Origin of the sequence: Agromyces sp. GXS1127 (genome assembly GCF_050565425.1) — a bacterium.
Taxonomy (GTDB): Bacteria; Actinomycetota; Actinomycetes; order Actinomycetales; family Microbacteriaceae; genus Agromyces.
Window position 1 is genome coordinate 96,955 of the sequence record NZ_JBOCIG010000006.1, and the last position, 19,277, is coordinate 116,231.

The 19,277-nt window shown below is 73.0% G+C and carries 15 protein-coding genes; 9 read left to right on the forward strand and 6 right to left on the reverse strand.

Annotated elements, in window-relative coordinates; translation table 11 throughout:
- The first annotated feature begins 33 nt into the window (after nucleotides 1–33).
- The 3 genes from ACQ393_RS12250 to ACQ393_RS12260 are packed head-to-tail and all read left to right on the forward strand — an operon-like array spanning nucleotide 34 to nucleotide 3,118.
- Nucleotides 34–1,182 (forward strand): type III polyketide synthase, encoded by a 1,149-nt coding sequence (locus tag ACQ393_RS12250; protein ID WP_430647120.1) that lies wholly within the window; start codon nucleotides 34–36, stop codon nucleotides 1,180–1,182.
- Nucleotides 1,183–1,185: 3 nt separating this feature from the next.
- Nucleotides 1,186–1,947, forward strand: coding sequence for a methyltransferase (locus ACQ393_RS12255; RefSeq protein ID WP_430647121.1), 762 nt, complete (start codon nucleotides 1,186–1,188; stop codon nucleotides 1,945–1,947).
- Nucleotides 1,940–3,118 carry an FAD-dependent oxidoreductase gene (locus tag ACQ393_RS12260; protein WP_430647122.1) on the forward strand — a complete coding sequence of 393 codons (1,179 nt, stop codon included), beginning with the start codon at nucleotides 1,940–1,942 and terminating at the stop codon, nucleotides 3,116–3,118. Before ACQ393_RS12255 ends, ACQ393_RS12260 begins: the two co-directional genes overlap by 8 nt.
- Nucleotides 3,119–3,139: 21 nt before the next feature.
- Here the strand turns inward: ACQ393_RS12260 and ACQ393_RS12265 are convergent, their stop codons facing one another.
- Nucleotides 3,140–3,625 carry a nitroreductase family deazaflavin-dependent oxidoreductase gene (locus ACQ393_RS12265; protein WP_430647123.1) on the reverse strand — a complete coding sequence of 162 codons (486 nt, stop codon included), beginning with the start codon at nucleotides 3,623–3,625 and terminating at the stop codon, nucleotides 3,140–3,142.
- Between the two features lie 301 nt (nucleotides 3,626–3,926).
- Between ACQ393_RS12265 and ACQ393_RS12270 the strand changes: the two genes are divergently transcribed.
- Nucleotides 3,927–4,250, forward strand: coding sequence for a hypothetical protein (locus ACQ393_RS12270; RefSeq protein ID WP_430647124.1), 324 nt, complete (start codon nucleotides 3,927–3,929; stop codon nucleotides 4,248–4,250).
- A 242-nt stretch (nucleotides 4,251–4,492) separates the two neighbouring features.
- Nucleotides 4,493–6,712, forward strand: a complete 2,220-nt coding sequence (locus ACQ393_RS12275; protein WP_430647125.1) for an ATP-dependent Clp protease ATP-binding subunit — start codon at nucleotides 4,493–4,495, stop codon at nucleotides 6,710–6,712.
- On the opposite strand, the gene ACQ393_RS12280 is transcribed toward ACQ393_RS12275, so the two are convergent.
- Nucleotides 6,699–8,009: an MFS transporter gene (locus tag ACQ393_RS12280; RefSeq protein ID WP_430647314.1), complete on the reverse strand. Its 1,311-nt coding sequence runs from the start codon at nucleotides 8,007–8,009 to the stop codon at nucleotides 6,699–6,701. The two genes, ACQ393_RS12275 and ACQ393_RS12280, sit on opposite strands and share 14 nt — an antisense overlap.
- Nucleotides 8,010–8,144: 135 nt before the next feature.
- Between ACQ393_RS12280 and ACQ393_RS12285 the strand changes: the two genes are divergently transcribed.
- A complete protein-coding gene (locus tag ACQ393_RS12285; protein ID WP_430647126.1) occupies nucleotides 8,145–9,698 on the forward strand; it encodes a carboxylesterase/lipase family protein in 1,554 nt (517 codons plus the stop codon).
- Nucleotides 9,699–9,797: 99 nt separating this feature from the next.
- Here ACQ393_RS12285 and ACQ393_RS12290 read toward each other — a convergent pair whose 3' ends face one another.
- Nucleotides 9,798–10,178: a hypothetical protein gene (locus tag ACQ393_RS12290; RefSeq protein WP_430647127.1), complete on the reverse strand. Its 381-nt coding sequence runs from the start codon at nucleotides 10,176–10,178 to the stop codon at nucleotides 9,798–9,800.
- A 137-nt stretch (nucleotides 10,179–10,315) separates the two neighbouring features.
- Here ACQ393_RS12290 and ACQ393_RS12295 point away from each other — a divergent pair, with 137 nt between their 5' ends.
- On the forward strand, nucleotides 10,316–11,365 hold the full coding sequence (locus ACQ393_RS12295; RefSeq protein ID WP_430647129.1) for a zinc-dependent alcohol dehydrogenase family protein: 1,050 nt from the start codon (nucleotides 10,316–10,318) through the stop codon (nucleotides 11,363–11,365).
- Between the two features lie 107 nt (nucleotides 11,366–11,472).
- Here the strand turns inward: ACQ393_RS12295 and ACQ393_RS12300 are convergent, their stop codons facing one another.
- Together ACQ393_RS12300 and ACQ393_RS12305 are read right to left on the reverse strand one after the other, a co-directional pair.
- Nucleotides 11,473–12,060, reverse strand: a complete 588-nt coding sequence (locus tag ACQ393_RS12300) for a nitroreductase family protein (protein WP_430647130.1) — start codon at nucleotides 12,058–12,060, stop codon at nucleotides 11,473–11,475.
- 137 nt (nucleotides 12,061–12,197) lie between these two features.
- Nucleotides 12,198–12,800 (reverse strand): hypothetical protein, encoded by a 603-nt coding sequence (locus ACQ393_RS12305; protein WP_430647131.1) that lies wholly within the window; start codon nucleotides 12,798–12,800, stop codon nucleotides 12,198–12,200.
- A gap of 64 nt (nucleotides 12,801–12,864) precedes the next feature.
- On the opposite strand from ACQ393_RS12305, the gene ACQ393_RS12310 reads away from it, so the two are divergent.
- Together ACQ393_RS12310 and ACQ393_RS12315 are read left to right on the forward strand one after the other, a co-directional pair.
- Nucleotides 12,865–14,286, forward strand: coding sequence for a cellulase family glycosylhydrolase (locus ACQ393_RS12310; protein WP_430647132.1), 1,422 nt, complete (start codon nucleotides 12,865–12,867; stop codon nucleotides 14,284–14,286).
- Between the two features lie 101 nt (nucleotides 14,287–14,387).
- On the forward strand, nucleotides 14,388–17,963 hold the full coding sequence (locus ACQ393_RS12315) for a cell wall-binding repeat-containing protein (protein ID WP_430647133.1): 3,576 nt from the start codon (nucleotides 14,388–14,390) through the stop codon (nucleotides 17,961–17,963).
- A 70-nt stretch (nucleotides 17,964–18,033) separates the two neighbouring features.
- On the opposite strand, the gene ACQ393_RS12320 is transcribed toward ACQ393_RS12315, so the two are convergent.
- Entirely contained in the window at nucleotides 18,034–19,125 is a 1,092-nt protein-coding gene (locus ACQ393_RS12320; protein ID WP_430647134.1) for a threonine aldolase family protein, read from the reverse strand.
- Nucleotides 19,126–19,277: the final 152 nt, after the last annotated feature.

Consider the following 19,277-nt stretch of genomic DNA (forward strand, 5'->3'; position numbering starts at 1 on the left):
GCCGCAGCGACCGACCGACCGGAGGCAGGCCGGATGAGCGCGGGGGTGCACCTCAGGGGTCTCTCGACCGCCGTGCCCGCCACCGAACTCCCACAGCCCGCCGTCCGCGACGTGTTCGCCGCCCAGCCCGGCCTCAACCGGCTCGCGCAGCGGATCATCACCACGTCGTTCGACGTCTCGGGCATCGAGCGCCGCTACACGGTGCTCGAGGAGCTCACGTTCGACGACCGGGGCGACGAGCCCGTGTTCTTCGACCGGACCACGGGCGACCTGCTCCTGCCCGGCACGAAGGCGCGCAACGAGATCTACGCGGTCGAGGCGACGAAGATGTACCTCGAGGCGGGGCGGCGCGCCATCGCGGCGACGCCCGGCATCGAGGCATCCGACATCACGCACGTCGTCACCGTGTCCTGCACCGGGTTCTACGCGCCCGGACCCGACTACATGCTCGTGCGCGACCTCGGGCTCGGGCCCGCCGTGCAGCGCTACCACCTCGGCTTCATGGGCTGCTACGCCTCGATGCCCGCACTGCGGACCGCCGCCCAGTTCTGCGTCGCCGACCCCGACGCGGTCGTGCTCGTCGTGAGCGTCGAGCTCTGCACGCTGCACCTGCGGTCGTCGAACGACCCCGACACGATCGTCGCGTCGTCGCTGTTCGCCGACGGTGCCGGTGCCGGCATCGTCACCCGGCGGCCGCTCGAGCCGGGCGAGCGCGCGTTCGCGCTCGACCGCTTCGAGACCCGCATCACGCCCGTCGGCGAGGGCGACATGGCGTGGAAGATCGGCGACCACGGCTTCGAGATGGTGCTCTCCAACGCGGTGCCGGCCATCATCGACGACCACATCACGGGGGCGCTCGAGCCGCTGTTCGCAACCGACGACGACCTCGCCGGGGCCCTGGCGACGGATGCCGCGGGGGAGGCGGTCGCGCACTGGGCCATCCACCCCGGCGGTCGGAGCATCCTCGACAAGGTCGAGACGCGGTTGAAGCTCACCGAGCCGCAGCTCGAGCCCGCCCGCGAGACGCTCCGCGACTACGGCAACATGTCGAGCGCCACCGTGCTGTTCGTGCTGCGCAACATCCTCGACCGCTCCTCGTCGGAGGACGGCGATCGGGTCGCCGCCATGGCGTTCGGCCCCGGACTCACCGTCGAGTCCGCGCTCATGACGGTGAAGGGGTGACGGATGCCGCGAGCTGACGCCGGCGGGTCGGGGCTGCTGCAGGCGCTCGCGACGCTCGACCGCCGCGACGTCGACGTCAGGGAGCTCATGGACGATCCGGCCGCCGATCCGGAGGCCCTCGCGCGCACGTTCCGCCGGTTCGGGCTCGTGAACCGGATCGTCTCCCGGCCTGCGGCCGTCTACGAGGAGTGGGTGCGCCCGCGGCTCGCGACCACGCACCGGGCGCGTCTGCTCGACGTCGGGGCGGGCGGCGGCGACCTGCCGTTCCGGATCCTGCAGCTCGCGCGTCGCGACGGGCTGCGGCTCGAGGTCGTGGCCATCGACCCCGACGAACGTGCGGTGCGCGCGGCGGACCGGTTCGCGACGGCCGGCCTCGAGTTCCGGGTCGCGACGACGGCCGACCTCGTCGCCGAGGGCGAGGTGTTCGACGTCGTGTGGTCGAACCACGTGCTCCACCACCTGGCCGCCGCGGAACTCGGGGCGCTCCTCGCCGACACCGAGCGGCTCGTCGCCCCGGGCGGCATCGGCGTGCACGGCGACATCGAGCGGACCCGCGGCGCCTACCTCGCGTTCTGGGCGGCGACGCTGCCGTTCGCATGGAACGTGTTCGCGGGCTCGTTCATCCGACCCGACGGGCTGACCTCGATCCGACGCAGCCACACCGCGCCCGAGCTCGCCCGGGCCGTCCCGCGCGGATGGCGTGTGAAGCGCGGGTTCCCGTCGCGGCTCGAGCTCGTCTGGGGGAGCGAGATCCCCGATGAGTGAACCGGCCGCGTCGGCACGGCCGGCCGCCGAGCGCCCCATCCACGACGTCGTCGTCGTGGGCGGCGGCGCCGTCGGGCTGCTGCTCGCGTGCCTGCTGTCGCGGCGCGGACTCGACGCGGTCGTGCTCGAGCGGCGCGATGCGCCGGACCCGGCGACGACGCCGTCGCGGGCGATCGGGATCCATCCGCCGGGGCTGCGCGCCCTCGCCGCCGCCGGCATCGGCGACGACGTGCGCCGCCGGGCCGTCGTCATCCGCGACGGTCGCGTCACGTGCGACGGGCGCACGCTCGGCCGGCTGCGGTTCCCCCGCTCGGGACTCGTCCACTCGCTGCCCCAGCTCGAGGTCGAGGCGCTGCTCGAACACCGCATCAGCGGCGCCCGGACGGTCTCCATGCGCCGGGGCGTCGAGGTCACGGGAGTCACCGATCGCGGCACGCACCTCGTGGTCCACGCGCGCGTCGGCGGCGAGCGACTGGACCTGCCGGCGCGCTACGCGGTCGGCGCCGACGGCGTGCGCAGCGGCATCCGCTCGCTCATCGGCGCCGACTGGAAGCCGCGCCGCGGGCGCGCCACGTACGTGATGTGCGACACCCGTGACGACACGGGCGCACCCGAGACGGCGCTGCTGCACTTCGAGCCCTCGGGCGTCGTCGAGTCGTTCCCGATGCCCGGCGGACGGCGGCGGTGGGTCGCCCGGGTGCGGCGGGAGCCGACCGATCTCGACGCCGCCACGATCGCGACCGTCGTCGAGGCGCGCACCGGCTCCCGGTTCGACACGGATGCCGCGACGGCACCGACCGCGTTCGAGGCCGCCCAGCACGTCGCCCACCCCATGGCCTCCGGCCGCGTCGCGCTCGTCGGCGACGCGGCGCACGAGATCAGCCCGATCGGCGGGCAGGGGATGAACCTCGGCTGGAGCGACGCCGTGCACCTCGACCGGGAACTCGCCGCCGCGCTCGCCGCGGCCGCACCGATCGACGTGTTCGCGGCGTACGACCGGTCGCGACGCGCGGCCGCGCTCCGCGCGACCCGGCAGGCCGCCTTCAACATGCGCATGGGCGCGCCGGCCAGCGGCCTGCGCCTGCGCCTCCGCAACGCTGCGGTGCGCGTGCTCGGGCTGCCGGGCCTGCGCGGGGTGCTCGGCCGGGCGTTCACGATGCAGTGGCTGTGAGGCCCGCGGCATCCGCTCGGATCAGGCGGCGGTGTCCTCGCCGGCGCTCGCGGACGTCTCCGCCGTCTCCGGCTCGAACGGTGTGAGCACGAAGATCGGGATCTCGCGGTCGGTCTTCGCCTGGTAGCCGTCGTAGTCGGGCCAGACCTCCGTGGCGCGTGCCCACCAGGCGTCCTTCTCGGCGCCCGTGACCTCGCGGGCGAGGTAGTCGCGCTTGACGTCGCGGTCCTGCAGCTCGACGTGCGGCTGCTGCTTCATGTTGAAGTACCAGGCGGGGTGCTCGGGCTCGCCGCCCTGCGACGCCACGACCGCGTACTCGCCCTCGTGCTCGATGCGCATGAGCGCGGTCTTGCGCAGCTTCCCGCTCTTCGCGCCGACCGTGGTCAGCACGATGACGGGCCGGCCGCGCAGCGAGTTCGCCTCGCGCCCTCCGGTCGCCTCGTAGGTCTCGGCCTGGTCGCGTGCCCACTTCGATGTGCTCGGCGCGTAGTCGCCCTGCAGCGGCATCCGTTCCTCCTCGTTCGGGTCCGTGATCCAAGGTAACGCGCTCCCCCGCCCCCCGATTCCCCCTGTGCCCTGCTCTTCTCAGGAACGGGGGCGGCGTGTCGCGGTCGAGGTCGGCGTTTCCTCCTGACAAGCGGACGGATCGGGCAGGTGGTTCCTGAGAACGGTGCCGCTACCGGGGCGAGGACTCGTGGGCGGCGCTCGGGCGGGCGTGGAGCGTCGGGTGCCGCCGGCGCAACCCCGAGCGGCGGAGTCGGCGCGAGCCTACGCTGACCGGATCCGACCGACGGACGAAGGAGCGATGATGGGCACGACGGATGACGCGGAGCGGCGTTCCGACGCGGTCACCGAGGCCATGCGGGCGGGCCAGGCGGCGGCGTACGGCGACGGGATCGTCGACAGGTCGACCGGGCCGGATCCGGCGCACGGCAGCGGAACCGACTCGCGCACCGGCACGCCCGACGGATCCGACGAGGAGCGCTTCGTCGAGGGGGGTCCGATCGACGCCGGTGAGGATGCGGGCGGGAGTCGGGCCGGGATCGGCGAGGTCGCGGCCGACCGGGCACGCGCGCGCGACGCGCGCGAGGCCCAGGAGGAGGAAGGGCTCGCCCCGGGCGAATCCGACTGAGGGGAATCGGCGCGCCCGCCCGCGGGCCGAGCATCCTCGCCCTGACCGCGATGCCGCGCCCCGATCCATCCGATGCCGTTCTCAGGACCGGCCGCGGCGTGTCGCGCGAGCGGTCGGTGTTTCCTCCTGAGAAGCGGGCGGATCGCGGCCTCCGTTCCTGAGAAACGAACTGGCGGGAGCGGAATAGGGGTCGTGGCCGCGAAGTTGAGCGTAGTAGACTCAAGTTTGTCGGAAGGAGTCCCGTGGCCAACATGCAGGGCGCGCCGAGCTCGCAGGAGGAGCAGAAGTCGGCGCTCGAACAGTACGGCGTCAACCTCACTGAGATCGCCCGGCAGGGCAAGCTCGACCCGGTGATCGGGCGCGACGCCGAGATCCGCCGCGTCAGCCAGGTGCTCACGCGGCGCACGAAGAACAACCCCGTGCTCATCGGCGAGCCCGGCGTCGGCAAGACCGCCGTCGTCGAGGGGCTCGCCCAGCGCATCGTGGCCGGCGACGTCGCCGATTCGCTGAAGGACAAGCAGCTCGTCGCGCTCGACATCTCCGCGCTCGTCGCCGGCGCCATGTACCGCGGCCAGTTCGAGGAGCGCCTGAAGGCCGTCCTCAAGGAGATCAACGACGCCGAGGGCCGCATCATCACGTTCGTCGACGAGCTGCACCTGCTCATGGGCGCCGGCGGCGGCGAGGGCTCCGTCGCGGCGTCCAACATGCTGAAGCCCATGCTGGCGCGCGGCGAGCTGCGCCTCATCGGTGCGACCACGCTCGACGAGTACCGCGAGTACATCGAGAAGGATGCCGCGCTCGAGCGCCGCTTCCAGCAGGTCTTCGTCGGCGAGCCGAGCGTCGAGGACACGGTCGCGATCCTCCGCGGGCTCAAGGGCCGCTACGAGGCGCACCATGGCGTGACGATCACGGATGCGGCGCTCGTCGCCGCGGCGGCGCTGTCGAACCGGTACATCACCGCGCGGCAACTGCCCGACAAGGCCATCGACCTCGTCGACGAGGCCATGAGCCGCCTCAAGATGGAGATCGACTCGAGCCCGGTCGAGATCGACCAGCTCAAGCGCCAGGTCGACCGGATGCGCCTGGAGGAACTGGCCCTCAAGAAGGAGAAGGACGAGGCGTCGAAGGAGCGGCTCGAGCGCCTGCGCGAGACGCTCGTCGAGAACGAGCGCGAGCTCGCCGCGCTCGAGGAGCGCTGGACGCGCGAGCGGATGTCGCTGAACCGCGTCGGCGAGCTGAAGAAGCAGCTCGACGAGGCCATCACCCAGCGCGACCGCGCCATGCGCGAGGCCGACTACGCGACGGCGTCCAAGCTCGAGTACGAGACGATCGCGCGCCTGCAGCGCGACCTCGAGGCCGCCGAGCAGGCCGAGCAGGCGCCCGACGAGCCGCGAATGGTGAACGAGCAGGTCACCGAGGAGGACATCGCCGCAGTCATCGCGCAGTGGACCGGGATCCCCGTCGGCCGCCTCATGCAGGGCGAGACCGAGAAGCTGCTGCACCTCGAGCAGGAGCTGGGTCGCCGGGTCATCGGGCAGCGCCGCGCCGTCGAGGCGGTCGCCGACGCGGTCCGGCGCGCCCGGGCGGGCGTCTCGGACCCCGACCGTCCGACCGGGTCGTTCCTCTTCCTCGGCCCGACCGGCGTCGGCAAGACCGAGCTCGCGAAGGCGCTCGCCGAGGTGCTCTTCGACGACGCCCACGCCATGGTGCGCATCGACATGTCGGAGTACGGCGAGAAGCACTCCGTCTCGCGGCTCGTCGGCGCCCCTCCCGGCTACATCGGCTACGAGCAGGGCGGTCAGCTCACCGAGGCCGTGCGCCGCCGGCCCTACTCGGTGATCCTCCTCGACGAGGTCGAGAAGGCGCACCCCGAGGTGTTCGACGTGCTGCTCCAGGTGCTCGACGACGGCCGGCTGACGGATGGCCAGGGCCGCACGGTCGACTTCCGGAACGTGATCCTCGTGCTCACCTCCAACCTCGGCTCGCAGTTCCTCATCGACCCGACGCTCGCCTGGTCCGAGAAGGAGGAGGCCGTCCTCGCCGCGGTGCGGCAGGCGTTCAAGCCGGAGTTCGTCAACCGCCTCGACGACCTCGTCGTCTTCTCGGCGCTCACGCAGGAGGAGCTCGGCGAGATCGTCAACCTCTCGATCGACCGGCTCACGGCGCGCCTGCACGAGCGTCGGCTCGAGCTCGGCGTCACGCCCGATGCCCGGACGTGGCTCTCCGAGCGCGGCTACGACCCGCTGTTCGGCGCACGGCCGCTCCGCCGACTCATCCAGACCGAGGTCGCCGACCGGCTCGCGCGGGCCCTGCTCGCCGGCGAGATCCGCGACGGCGACACGGTCGTGGTCGCGCTCGCGGAGGACGGCGAGCACCTCGCGGTCGCCCGGGCACCCGAACCGGGCGAGGTGCCCGAGGGCGGCGACCACGACGTGATCGACGCGGAGATCATCGAGGAGTAGGCGGGTCCGTGAGGCCGGTCGCGGCCTCGGCGCCCGTCGCGGGCGTCGGGGCCGTCGCCTCGGTCACGCCGTTCGCCGCCGGCGGGACGCGCCGCTCCAGGGCGATGGCGAGCACGGCGATCGCGACGCAGCCGGCGACCATCGTCGCGATGTAGCCGGCATCCCACCCCTGGTCGAGGAGCAGCCCGGCGGCGATCGGCCCGGTGATCGCGCCGCCCTGGAACGCGGCGGCGTTCACCGCGTTGACCCGCCCGCGGTTGCGGTCGGTCGCGAGGTCGTTGTACATCGCGGGCACGGTCGGCTGCAGCATGGTCTCGCCGAAGGCGAAGACGCCCATGAAGGCGAGGACGCCCATCGCGGCGACGAGCGAGCCGGGAAGGAGGCCGGTCGCGCCGAGGATCAACCACGAGGCGGCCCACACGAGCGCCATGACCTGCATCACGCGCGTGCGCCGGTGGCCGGAGATCAGCTTCAGCACCGCGAACTGGAGCAGGACGATGACGGCCGTGTTGACCGCGAACGAGAAGCCGACGACCTGCGTCGAGACGCCGGAGACCTGGCGGGCGAACGCCGGGAACCCGGCCTCCATCTGGCCGTAGCCGATGAACATCGCGATGAACGTGAGCAGGGTGAGCCAGAGGATCGCCGGGCGACGGAGGATCGCCCGGTAGCTCACCGCGTCGCCGTCGTCGGCCGGGCCGTCGGCGCCGCCCTGCGTGCGGACGCGACGCAGCGGACCGAGCAGCAGCGCCATCGGGATGAGCTGGCTCGCGGCGTCGGCCAGGAAGATCGTGGTGAAGGTCACGGGTTCGTCGACGTCGACGAAGAAGCCGCCGATGATGCCGCCCACGCCGATGCCCAGGTTGACGAGGGCGAAGTTGATGCCGAAGTACTGCTGCCTGATCTCGCCGTCGACGACCGTGGCGATGAGGGCGTTGAAGCCGGGCCACGACACGCCGAAGTTCACGCCCATGAGCACGAGCGCGATCGCCGCGACCGCCGGATGCGTCGCGAAGGCGAGCAGGGTGCAGCCCGCGATCATCGCCGTGAGCCCGACGAGCAGCACCCCACGTGCGCCGTAGCGGTCGATGAGCGTGCCGCCCGGGCCCGTGACCGCGAGCGCGGTGATCGCGATGATGCTCATGAGCGCACCGGACAGCGCCAGGTCGAACCCCCGCACCTCGTGCAGGTAGATGATCGTGAACGGCAGCGTGAGCCCGCGCCCGAGCGTCTGGACGGCGACCGTCGAGAGCAGCCACCGACCCTCGGTCGGGAGCGCGTTCCAGAAGCCCGTCATGCCGGTCACGCGTGCAGTCTGCCGCAGTCCGCCGACAGCGCGCGACCTCATCCACCGCCGCGGGTCGCGGCGCGGTGAACGCGCGTCCGCGACATCCGCCACCGGCCGTTCACCCGGGCCGCCTACGGTCGTGGCATGGCGCTGGGGGTGCGGGCGGACGGATCGCTGGTGGTCGAGCTCGATTCGGGGGCGGCGCGCGGTCGGCGCCGCCGCGGCACGCGCCAGTGGCGGGGCATCCCGTATGCTGCCGCACCGGCGGGCGACCTGCGGTTCCGGGCGCCGGCGCCGCCCGGTGCATGGGACGGCGTGCGCGATGCCGCGGCGTTCGGGCCCGTCGCGCCGCAGCACCGCCGGGGCCAGTTCCTCGGCGCGGCCGAGCATCTCGCGCGCAGTGAGGACTGCCTGCGACTCAACGTCACCGCACCCGACCGCGACGACGACGCGCTGCGCCCGGTCATGGTGTTCGTGCACGGTGGCGCCTACAGCGTCGGGTCGGCCGCCGAGTACCCGCGTCAGGGCGAGCGGATGGCACGCGAGCACGGCGTCGTCTACGTCGGCGTCGACTACCGGCTCGGCGCGCTCGGATGGCTCGACCTCAGCGCCTACTCGAGGCCGGGCCGTCCGTTCGAGGTCAACCTGGGGCTGCGCGACCAGGTCGCCGCGCTCGAGTGGGTGCGCCGCAACATCCGCGCGTTCGGCGGCGACCCCGGTCGCGTCACGCTCTTCGGGGAGTCGTCGGGAGGCAACTCGGTGACGACGCTGCTCACGGTGCCCGCGGCCGAGGGACTGTTCGCCCGCGCGATCGCGCAGAGCTCGCCGGCCAACGCCGTCTACCCGCCCGAGGTCGCGCAGCGATGGGCGGCCGAGTACGTGCGGATCCTCGCCCGGCTCGTCGACGATGACGACCTCGACAGCGAGGCGCCCGAGGATGCCGCGGAGATGCTCCGCACGGCCGATCCCATGCGGCTCGCCGACGCGACGACCGAGCTCACGGTGCGGACGCCGGACGAGCAGCCGGGGACCATCGCGCTGGCGCCCGTAATCGACGGCGTCTTCCTGCCGCGCCGGCCGCTCGACGCCTTCCGGGACGGACTCGCGCACCGCGTGCCCCTCATCATCGGCACGAACGATCGCGAGGGGTCGCTGTTCGAGGGGCGGATCGACATCCTCCCCACCACGAGACCGCGCATCCGGGCGATCTTCGCCAACACCCCCAAGAAGGCGCGCAAGGCGATCAAGGCCCGCTACCCGGGCCTGCCCGACCGGCGCGCCGCCGCCGACTTCGCCGGCGACTTCACGTTCTGGTTCCCGAGCGTGAAGGTCGCCGAACGCCACGCCCGCTTCGCGCCGACCTGGTGCTACCGGTTCGACGCCGCGCCGCGCGCGGCGCGGTGGCTCGGCCTCGATGCGACGCACGGCCTCGAGCTCTTCGCGCTGTTCGAGAAGTTCGACACCCCGGTCGGCGCCGGGCTCACCGTGCTCGGCGGGCGGCGGATGCTCCGCGCGGTCGGGCGGCGGATGCAGGCGCACTGGACCGGCTTCGCGGCATCCGGAGCCCCCCACCCCGACTGGCCGCGCTACGACGAGCGGCACCGGCGCACGCTCGTGTTCGACGCCGTCGATCGCGTCGTCGCCGACCCGCGCAGGCGGAAGCGGCTCGCGTGGCAGGAGTTCGTGCCGCACGTGTGACGGCCGCCGCCGACTCCCGGCGTGTGGGCGCACGCCGGCTGCCCGCTCCCGGTGCCGCGACAGCGGTCGCCCGCGGGCTCGGATGCTGCGGAGTCCGGCCTACCCGCCGCCGTGCTGCGCTCGGCGGCGGAGCACCCAGGCCCGCATCAGGAGCAGCGCGCCGATGCCGACGAGGATCGCCGACACGATGATGAGGCCGCCCTGGAAGGCGTAGTCGGCCTGCGCGTTCCCCTCGACCGGGGTGTCCCGCGGCATGGACGCGTACACGCCGACGCCGATCAGGCCGAGGACCCCGATGATCGCGCCGGCCACGAGCAGCCCGGTCCTCCTTGCCGGGGTCGTCCGCAGGTCGCCGGCACCCCGGCCCACATCGCGGACGCCGGGTTCCAGGTCCCGGATCCGGTCGGCGTCGTCGTCGTCGTCGCGATCGTTCCGGGCAGGATCGGGGCGATCCGGTGTCTGGCGCGCGTGCTCGTCCATCCGTCGACGCTAGGCCGGGATCCCGCGATGCGGTCAGGGGGTTGACGATCACGGGACGGGGTGCGGGGGTCGCATCCGCCGAGGCGACCAGCGGATGCCACGGGCGCCGCCGCGCCGCACGCGCGTAGTCTCGGACCATGCTCGCCACCGTGATCCATGCCGCCCGTGACATCCGCGTCGAAGACGTGCCCGACCCCGAGCTCTCGACCGGCGGCGACGCGATCGTCCGCGTCGTGGCCGCCTGCGTCTGCGGCTCCGACCTGTGGCCGTACCGCGGCGTCACGCCGACGCACGCCCCGCATCGGATCGGCCACGAGTTCATCGGCGTCGTCGAGGCGGTCGGGCCCGACGTCTCGCTCGTCGAGGTGGGCGACTTCGTGATCGCCCCGTTCTACGTCTGCGACGGCACCTGCGCGAACTGCCGGAACGGGGTGAGCACCTCGTGCCTCTCGGGCAGCTGGTGGGGCGGTGACGACCGGGTGGGCGGCGTCGCCGACGGCGGCCAGGGCGAGCGGGTGCGCGTGCCGCTCGCCGACGGCACGCTGTTCGTCGTGCCCGGCCCGGTCTCCGACGACGAGATCCCCGGGCTGCTCACGCTCAGCGACGTCATGGGCACCGGCCACCATGCCGCGGTGTCGGCGGGTGTGGGCCCCGGCGACTCGGTCGCGGTCGTCGGCGACGGCGCCGTCGGGCTCTGCGCGATCATCGCCGCCAAGCGGCTCGGCGCGACCACGATCATCGCGATGTCGCGGCACGCCGACCGGCAGGCGCTCGCGCGCGAGTTCGGGGCGACGCACGTCGTCGAGGAGCGGGGCGACGAGGGCGTCCGTCGCGTGCAGGAGCTCACCGGCGGCATCGGCGCCGACCGCGTGCTCGAGTGCGTCGGCACGAAGGAGTCGATGGACCAGGCGCTGCGCTCGACCCGACCCGGCGGGATGGTCGGCTACGTCGGTGCGCCGAACGGCGGGCCCGAACTGCCCGTGCGGCCCATGTTCAACCGCAACGTCGGCGTGAACGGCGGGGTCGCGCCGGTGCGCGGGTACATCGGCGAGCTGCTGCCCGACGTGCGCTCCGGCGCCATCCGCCCCGGCCTGGTCTTCGACCTCGAGCTGCCGCTGGCGGATGCCGCGGAGGCCTACGCCGCGATGGACGAGCGCCGCGCGATCAAGGTGCTGCTGCGGCCGTAGGTCGGCGGGCTGGGTTGCCCCGTGTGATACACCTCGCGCCGAGTGATACCGGTGGACCGGTATCACTCGGCGCGCGCGGTATCACACCGCGGGATGCTGCGACCCGATCAGGCCGCCGCGATGACGATCTCGTCGAGCGGCTTGCGGCTGCGCGGGGCGACCTCGCGCTCGCGGAGCGGCTCGGGGAGCGCCGACGCGTCGCCGACCTTGCCGATGGCGCTGACCGACACCACGTCGAGGCCGGCGCGGAGACCGAACACCTCGGCGAGGCGGGCGCCGTCGAAGCCGCCCATCTGGTGCGTGTGCAGGCCGTCGTGCTGGGCCTGGAGCGACATGTAGGCGACGGCCTGGCCGAGGTCGTACTTCGCCCACGGGCGCGGGGTGCCGGCCTCGTCGACCGTCTCGGCGACGTTCACGACGAGCGCGGCCGCCGAGTCGGCCCAGGCCTGGTTGAAGCCCATGAGCGCGTCGTGGATCGCCGTGAACGCCGCGCTGCCGCGCCGGGCGACGATGAAGCGCCACGGCTGGACGTTGTTCGCCGACGGCGCCCAGCGCGCGGCTTCGAGCAGGGTACGCAGGCTCTCCTCCGAGAGCTCGGCGGTGGGGTCGTAGGCGCGGGGGCTCCAGCGCTCCACGAGGGGCGCGATGAGCGGGGCGTCGGTGGGGACGTGGCGCGAGGTGTCGACGAGGGTCATGGTGACGGTGCCTTCCGAGTGGATCCGATGGTTCTGCCGGGACACCGTCGTCCCAGTGCATTACAACGCATGGATCCTGCACGTATTCCGCACGCGGGTCCCGTTCTCAGGACCGCTCGTGCGTCTGCGTGCGTTGCTCAGGAGGACACCCCGCCGGAGGGCGACCGGCGCGGCGTGTCGTCCTGAGGAACGAGATCGGCGGATGGCGCGCCAGTCGAGCGACCGACCGCGGCGACGGTCGCCGCGACGACGCCGACGACCAGGCCGAGCACGGCGCCGGTGAGCCCCGACACGGCGATGTTCCCGAGCATCGTGCCGAGGTAGGTGCCGGGGTCGGCATACACGACGAAGGAGGAGAACACCCCGCGGATGATGTTGCCGGCGATCAGCGCGAGGGTCGTGACGCCCACCGCGCGCCCGAACGCCCGCGCGGGACCCGGATCGGGCCGGCGGCGCTGCGCGGCGCGCAGCAGCACGAACGCCGATCCGAGCATGACGGCGGCGCCGGCGATGTCGGCTGCCCAGAAGGCCCACGTCGTCTCGCCGACCGGTGTCGTGCGCAGCGGTGGGATGAGGAACGGCAGGCCGGCCGCGGCGGGCACGGCGAGCACCGGCGCGAAGGTGGCGAGGGGCCCCACGATCGGCTGGATCCCGGCGAGGATCGCGAGCACGGAGAGGCCGGCGAGGACCGCCCACGAGACGCGACCGAACGGAAGTGGGTCAACTGTCCCAGTCGGCATGCGAACGATGATAGCGTCGCGCTCACGCGCGCCGACAGGGGCGCCGGGAGTCGAGGAGGACGACGTGGGATTCGGTGCTCGTTCGGTGCTCGCCGCCGGCCTGGTCGGGCTGATGGCGGTCGGGGCGGCGGCCGCGGCGCTGCGCACGCCCGGACCCGCCGCCATCGGCGCGCACCTCGCCGACGAGACGGGCCGCACGATCGTGGCGCGCGGCTTCAACACCGCGAGCAGCTCCAAGAGCGCTCCCGACGGACTCCCCGACTTCACCGAGGCCGACCTCGACGCCGAGCACGCGGACATGGGCACCGACTTCGTCCGCTTCCTCATCTCGTGGCGGAAGGTCGAACCAGAACCGGGCGTCTACGACCAGGGCTACCTCGACGACGTCGCCGAGCGCGTCGACTGGTACGCCGAGCGCGGCTACCGCGTCATGCTCGACATGCACCAGGACCTCTGGGGGCCGGCCATCACCGAGGCCGGCACCGCCGGCAACGGCGCGCCCGCGTGGGCGACCCACCTCGACGGCCTGCCCGTCGCCGACCAGGACATGTGGGAGCTGTACTACCTCGAGCCCGGCGTCATCCGCGCCTTCGACCACTTCTGGAACACGACCGGTGAGCATCCGGAGCTCATGGAGCACTACGCCGGCGCCTGGCGTGCCGTCGCCGAGCGGTTCGCCGACGTCGAAGCCGTCGTCGCGTACGACCTCATGAACGAGCCCTACGGCGGCACGGTGCAGGGTCCGGCGTTCGAGTCCGGCCCGCTCACGGCGCTCTACCAGCGCACCGTCGACGCGATCCGCGAGGTCGACGACGACACGTGGGCCTGCCTCGAACCGCAGGCGCTCGGGTTCAACTGGGGCCTGCCGAGCGGGCTCGGGCGGGTCGACGACCCGCGCGAGGGCGACGCCCGGATCGCGTTCTGCCCGCACATCTACCCGCTGCCCATGGACCTGGGCGACGGCTTCACCGGCACCTCGCGCGACCTCGTCGAGGGCACCGTCGCCGCGTGGCGGTCGAACGTGCTGCGCACGTCGGAGGCGCTCGGCGACGTGCCCGTGATCCTCGGCGAGTTCGGGCTCGACACGAGGCTCCCCGGAGCGCTCGACTACGTCGACCTCATGTACGACACGGCCGACGAACTCGGGATCGGCGTCACCTACTGGTCGCGCGACCCCGGGAGCTGGGGCCCATACGAGGACGACGGCACGCCGCGCAACCTCGTCGACGCACTCGACCGCGCCTACCCGCGCGCGATCGCGGGCACGCCCGCGGGCTGGTCTGCGACGGATGCCGCCTTCGAGCTCGTCTTCACGCCCGACCCCGAGGCATCCGCGCCCACCGAGCTGTACCTGCCCGACGCCTTCGGCGACGACCCTGCCGTCGAGGGCGCCGAGGTCGCGGCGTGGGACGCGGAGACGCGCGTGCTCGTGCTCACCGCCCCCGAGGGCATCGGCGAGCAGCGGGTGGTCGTCACGGCCGGCTGAGGGGGTTCGGGCCATGGCCCTCGAACGGGGGCATGTGGAGCGACGTGTCCCCTCGCTTCGCGCCCCCTATGCTGCGATCACCCCTACAGACAGGAACCCCCTTGGACCCGAACCTCCCGGGGCGGCGACCGCGGTCGCTCGTCGCCCTGTTCATCGCGGTGCTCACCGCGCTCTCGATCCTGCAGCCCACCGCGGCGATGGCAGCCGACATCGCGCCGAACCTCGTGTCGCTCGAACGGACCTCGCCCGACCTCGCCGCCGAGGGGGACGAAGTCGTCGTGGCCTGGGAGTTCGACGCCCCCGTCGAGTCCGTCACGGTGGCCGTGCGCGATGCGCTCGGTCGCACCCACTACCTCTACGGCGGCTGGGAGGGCGGCGCCGCGGGCGATGCACGCGGCATGATCGACACGGCGTCCTGGGCGGGGGGCATCGTCGCCCTCGCGGGGGTGAGCTACTCGTGGACGGTCGGCGACACCTACCACTACGTCGAACTCGATGCCGCCGGTGAGGTGCTGTGGTCGAGCGACGGGCTCGCGCCCATCGGATCGGCAGCCGACGCGATCCGGTTCACGCCGTTCGAGGTGCATTCCGACGTCGACCTCTCGATCCCCCCGACGCTGATCGGTGCCACGCGGCTCTCGGCGGACAGCCTGGTCGACGGCGAGCGACTCGAGGTGGCGTGGGAGTTCGACCGACCGGTGGACTCGGTGACGTTCTCGTTCCGCGACGCCTTCGGTCGCGACCACCGCGCGGAATGGAGCTGGTGGTACGACGGAACCGGCCCGGCGACGGCGGGCACGGTCGGGCTCGAGGTCGACACCCCAGCCTGGGCCGGCGGTGCCATCCAGTTCGCCGAGCTCAGCTACGGCTGGGACGGCGGCTACATGACGATCGACGCCTCCGGCGCCGTCGTCTACAAGTCCCCCGAGGGCATCGCCGACGCGGTGCTGCAGGACGGTGCCCTCACCGGACTCGACTTCATCGTGATCTCGGACCACGACCCGTCCGCGGTGCCGGTGCTGACCATGCTCGCCAGGGCATCCACGGACCTCGTCCGCGAGGGCGATGAGATCGTCGTGGACTGGGCGGTCGACGGCGTCGTCGACTCCGTCTCGGTCGTGCTGCGCGATGCGCTCGGCGGCAGCCACTACCTCTACGGCGACGCGTGGGGTGGTGCCGCGTCCGGTCAGATCCGCAGCTACGTCGACACGACGGAATGGCCGGCCGGCACGGTGGAGCTCGAACAGATCGGGTACTCCTGGATCGGGGTCGGTGGCGAGCACTTCTCGGTCGCACTCGATGCGAGCGGTCAACTGCTCTGGAGCACGGCCGACGGAGCGGTCCCGCCCGCGCCCGAGGCGATCGCCTTCGCGCCGTTCACCGTCGAGTCCGACGTCGACCTGTCCGTGCCGCCATCGCTGACGGGGCTGGTCCGGACCTCGCCCGAGGTGCTCGGCGAGGGCGAGGAGCTGCTGATCTCCTGGTCCGCAGACCGGCCCGTCGGGTCGGTCCAGCTGACCTTCACCGACGCCATCGGCCGGACGCACCTCGCGGACTGGTCGATGTGGCAGGAGGGAACGGGGCCGGCGACCGAGGGCGTCGCGCGTGCGGCGATCGACACGACGCAGTGGGCCGGAGGCGCCGCCGTGCTCGAACAGCTCAGCTACCAGTGGGCCGGCGGATCGATCACCGTCGACGCGAGCGGCGACATCGTCGCGAAGGAGCCGTCGGGTCTCCAGGATCCGACCGTGCCCGTCGGCGACCTCGACGGGCTGGGCTTCGCCGTCGATTCCGACGTCGACCTCGCCGCCGTTCCGACGCTGACCTCGGTGTCGCGCGTCTCGGCCGAGGTGGTCCGCGACGGGGAGGCGCCCGCCATCGCGTGGGAGTCCGACCGGCCCCTCCAGTGGATCGGATTCCTCTACGTCGACGGCCTCGGGCGTCAGCAGATGCTGATGTGGAACGGGGACCCCGCGACATCCGGGATCGCCGAGGTGACGCTCGAAGGCGCGACATGGGCGCCCGGCATCGCCGAGCTCGTCCAGGTCCGTTACTCGGCGCCCGGCGACGCGAGCGTCGTCCTCGGGCGGGACGGCACGGTCGTCTCGAAGTGGCCGGCCGGCGTCGACGATCCCGGCGCGTACGAGCCCGGATTCGCCGCGCTCGACTTCACGGTCGAGACGGATGCCGCGTTCGAGACCGTCACCGTTCCCGAGCCCGTGTTCACGCCGGCGACCTGCGATGCACCGGCGCACCTGCTGCTCGAGGACTTCCCGCACGGCTGGTGGTCGTGGACGGCGAACGGCGGCGTGTCCGGCGACGGCGGCGAGTCCTACGACGGCGCGCCGTGGGGTGTCCCGGCATCCGGCGAGTACCGCGTCTCGTACACCGTGACGGCCGTCTTCGAAGACGGATGGGGCACCACCGGCGAGTCGCAGTGGACCCACGTCTACACGGATCCCGGTTCGTGCGAGGCGCTCCTCGACCTCGACTCCGCACCCGCCCCGCTCATCGACGGCGATCCCGTCGTCGGGGGGACCGTGACGGCGGTCGCCGGTGACTGGCAGCCGGCACCGGTCGAACTCGCGTTCCAGTGGCTCCGCGACGGCACCCCCATCGCGGGAGCCGTCCAGCCGAGCCTCGTCCTGACCGCCGCCGATGCCGGTGCGGCCATCTCGGTCGAGGTCACGGGCACGAAGGCGGGCTACGTGCCGACCACACGGACGAGCGTTCCGGTGTCGATCGCGAAGCCGGCTCCGTCGGTGGTCCGGATCGCCGGCGACGGCCGCTTCCGCACGTACGCGGAGGCGTCCGCGGCCGAGTGGGCGCCGGGCACCGAGGTGGCCTACGTGGTGAACGGGACCGACCGCGCCGCCGCGGTCGCGGCGGCGGTGCTCGCCGGTCGGCACGGCGGGCCGCTGCTCGCAGTGAAGCGCGAGTCGGTGCCGTCGGAGACCGCGGTCGAGCTCGAGCGGCTCGCGCCCGAGCGGATCGTGGTGATCGGCGGTGCCGACCGCGTCTCCGACGCCGTGATCGAGGATCTCGGCGGTGTCGCCGACGGAGCGGTGGAGCGGGTCTCGGGGGACGGCGACGCCGGTCTGCTCGCCGGGGTCTCGGCCATCGGCACCGACCCGGGCGCCGAGGTGGCGTACCTGGTCGACCCGGCGGACGCGCCGACGTCGTTCGCTGCGGCGGCGCTCGCGGCGGCGCAGGGTGCACCGCTGCTCGCCGTCGGGTCCGACGCGGTACCGGCGGCGACCGCCGCCGAGCTCGATCGCCTGGGCGCGCAGCGTCTCGTCGTGATCGGCGCGACCGAGGTCGTCGCCGACTCGGTCCTGGAGGCGCTCGCCCACTTCACCACGGGGACCGTCGAGCGGTTGGCCGGCGAGGGGCGCTTCGGAACGGTCGCCGCGGTCGCAGCCGAGGGCTGGCCGTCGGTGGTGGACACCGTCTACGTGGTCAACGGATCGGACACGGCGGCCCTCGCCGCCGGAGCGGCACTGTCCGCCGCCGGGGCGCCGTTGCTCACCGTCAAGCGGTCGTCCGTGACCTCCGACATCGCGTCCGAGATCGAACGTCTCGGGCCGAACCGCGTCGTGGTGCTCGGCGACGCGAACGCGGTCGACGGTTCGGTGCTCGCCGAACTCTCCGCGTTGATCGGCGCCGGCCCGGCCTGATCCGAGCGACGAACGCCGCGGGGCCCGCTCGGGAGCCCCGCGGCGTTCGCGGGTGAGGCGGATCCGGGCGCTACGCCGCCGCGCGCGCCAGCTCCTCGCGGATCCCCGCGACGAACGCGTCGATGTCGCCCTCGGTCGTGTCGAACGAGCACATCCAGCGCACCTCGTTCCTCGCGGCATCCCAGTCGTAGAACTTGAAGCCGCGCTCGCGCAGGCGGTCGGCGACGCCCGCGGGCAGCACCGCGAAGACGCCGTTCGACTGGGTCGCCTGCGTGAACGAGAGCCCCGGCAGCTCGCCCGCGGCGATGCCGGCGTCGAGCGCGTCGCGCAGGCGTCGGGCCATGGCGTTCGAGTGCGACGCGTTCCGCAGGTAGAGGTCGCCGTCGAGCAGCGCGATGAGCTGCGCCGACACGAAGCGCATCTTCGACGAGAGCTGCATGTTGAGCTTGCGCAGGTACTTCAGGCCCTCGGATGCCGCGGGGTTCAGCACCACGATGGCCTCGCCGAGCAGCGCGCCGTTCTTGGTGCCGCCGAAGCTCAGCACGTCGACCCCGGCGTCGCGCGTGAACGCGCGCAGGGGCAGGCCGAGGGATGCCGCGGCGTTCGAGATCCGCGCACCGTCCATGTGCAGCGTCATCCCGCGCTCGTGCGCGTGGTCGGCCAGCGCCCGGATCTCCTCGACGGAGTACGCGGTGCCGAGCTCGGTGGTCTGCGTGATCGACACGACGAGCGGCTGCGCGCGGTGCTCGTCGCCCCAGCCCCAGGCCTCGCGGTCGACGAGCTCCGGCGTGAGCTTGCCGTCATCCGTCGGCACGGTCAGCAGCTTGATGCCGCCGACGCGCTCCGGGGCGCCGCCCTCGTCGACGTTGATGTGCGCGGTCGACGCCGACACCACCGCACCCCAGCGGGGGAGCATCGACTGCAGCGCCGTGACGTTCGCGCCCGTGCCGTTGAAGACGGGGTACACCTCGACCGGGTCGCCGAAGTGCCGCGCGAACACCTCGTGCAGGTGCCCGGTGTAGTCGTCGTCGCCGTAGGCGACCTGGTGCCCGCCGTTCGCACCCGCGATCGCGGCGAGCACCTCGGGGTGCACGCCCGAGTAGTTGTCGGAGGCGAAGCCGCGGAAGGCGGTGTCGTGCAGGGGCTGGAACGGAGGGGTCACCGGACGATTCTCCCAGACGCGCGGATGCGGCGGACGCGCCTCCGATCGCTCGCAGCCCGAGGGTTCCGGATGTCGGTGGACCGGCCTACGCTCACCCTCATGTCCGATCACGTCGGGGCGGATGGAGCGTCAGCCCGGAACGAGGCGACGGT

Coding starts and splice junctions, on each gene's coding strand:
- ACQ393_RS12300 (WP_430647130.1), bottom strand. CDS start 12,060: ATGACCCTCGTCGACACCTCGCGCCACGTCCCCACCGACGCCCCGCTC.
- ACQ393_RS12295 (WP_430647129.1), top strand. CDS start 10,316: ATGCTCGCCACCGTGATCCATGCCGCCCGTGACATCCGCGTCGAAGAC.
- ACQ393_RS12255 (WP_430647121.1), top strand. CDS start 1,186: ATGCCGCGAGCTGACGCCGGCGGGTCGGGGCTGCTGCAGGCGCTCGCG.
- ACQ393_RS12270 (WP_430647124.1), top strand. CDS start 3,927: ATGGGCACGACGGATGACGCGGAGCGGCGTTCCGACGCGGTCACCGAG.
- ACQ393_RS12265 (WP_430647123.1), bottom strand. CDS start 3,625: ATGCCGCTGCAGGGCGACTACGCGCCGAGCACATCGAAGTGGGCACGC.
- ACQ393_RS12290 (WP_430647127.1), bottom strand. CDS start 10,178: ATGGACGAGCACGCGCGCCAGACACCGGATCGCCCCGATCCTGCCCGG.
- ACQ393_RS12250 (WP_430647120.1), top strand. CDS start 34: ATGAGCGCGGGGGTGCACCTCAGGGGTCTCTCGACCGCCGTGCCCGCC.
- ACQ393_RS12285 (WP_430647126.1), top strand. CDS start 8,145: ATGGCGCTGGGGGTGCGGGCGGACGGATCGCTGGTGGTCGAGCTCGAT.
- ACQ393_RS12305 (WP_430647131.1), bottom strand. CDS start 12,800: ATGCCGACTGGGACAGTTGACCCACTTCCGTTCGGTCGCGTCTCGTGG.
- ACQ393_RS12260 (WP_430647122.1), top strand. CDS start 1,940: ATGAGTGAACCGGCCGCGTCGGCACGGCCGGCCGCCGAGCGCCCCATC.
- ACQ393_RS12280 (WP_430647314.1), bottom strand. CDS start 8,009: ATGACGGGCTTCTGGAACGCGCTCCCGACCGAGGGTCGGTGGCTGCTC.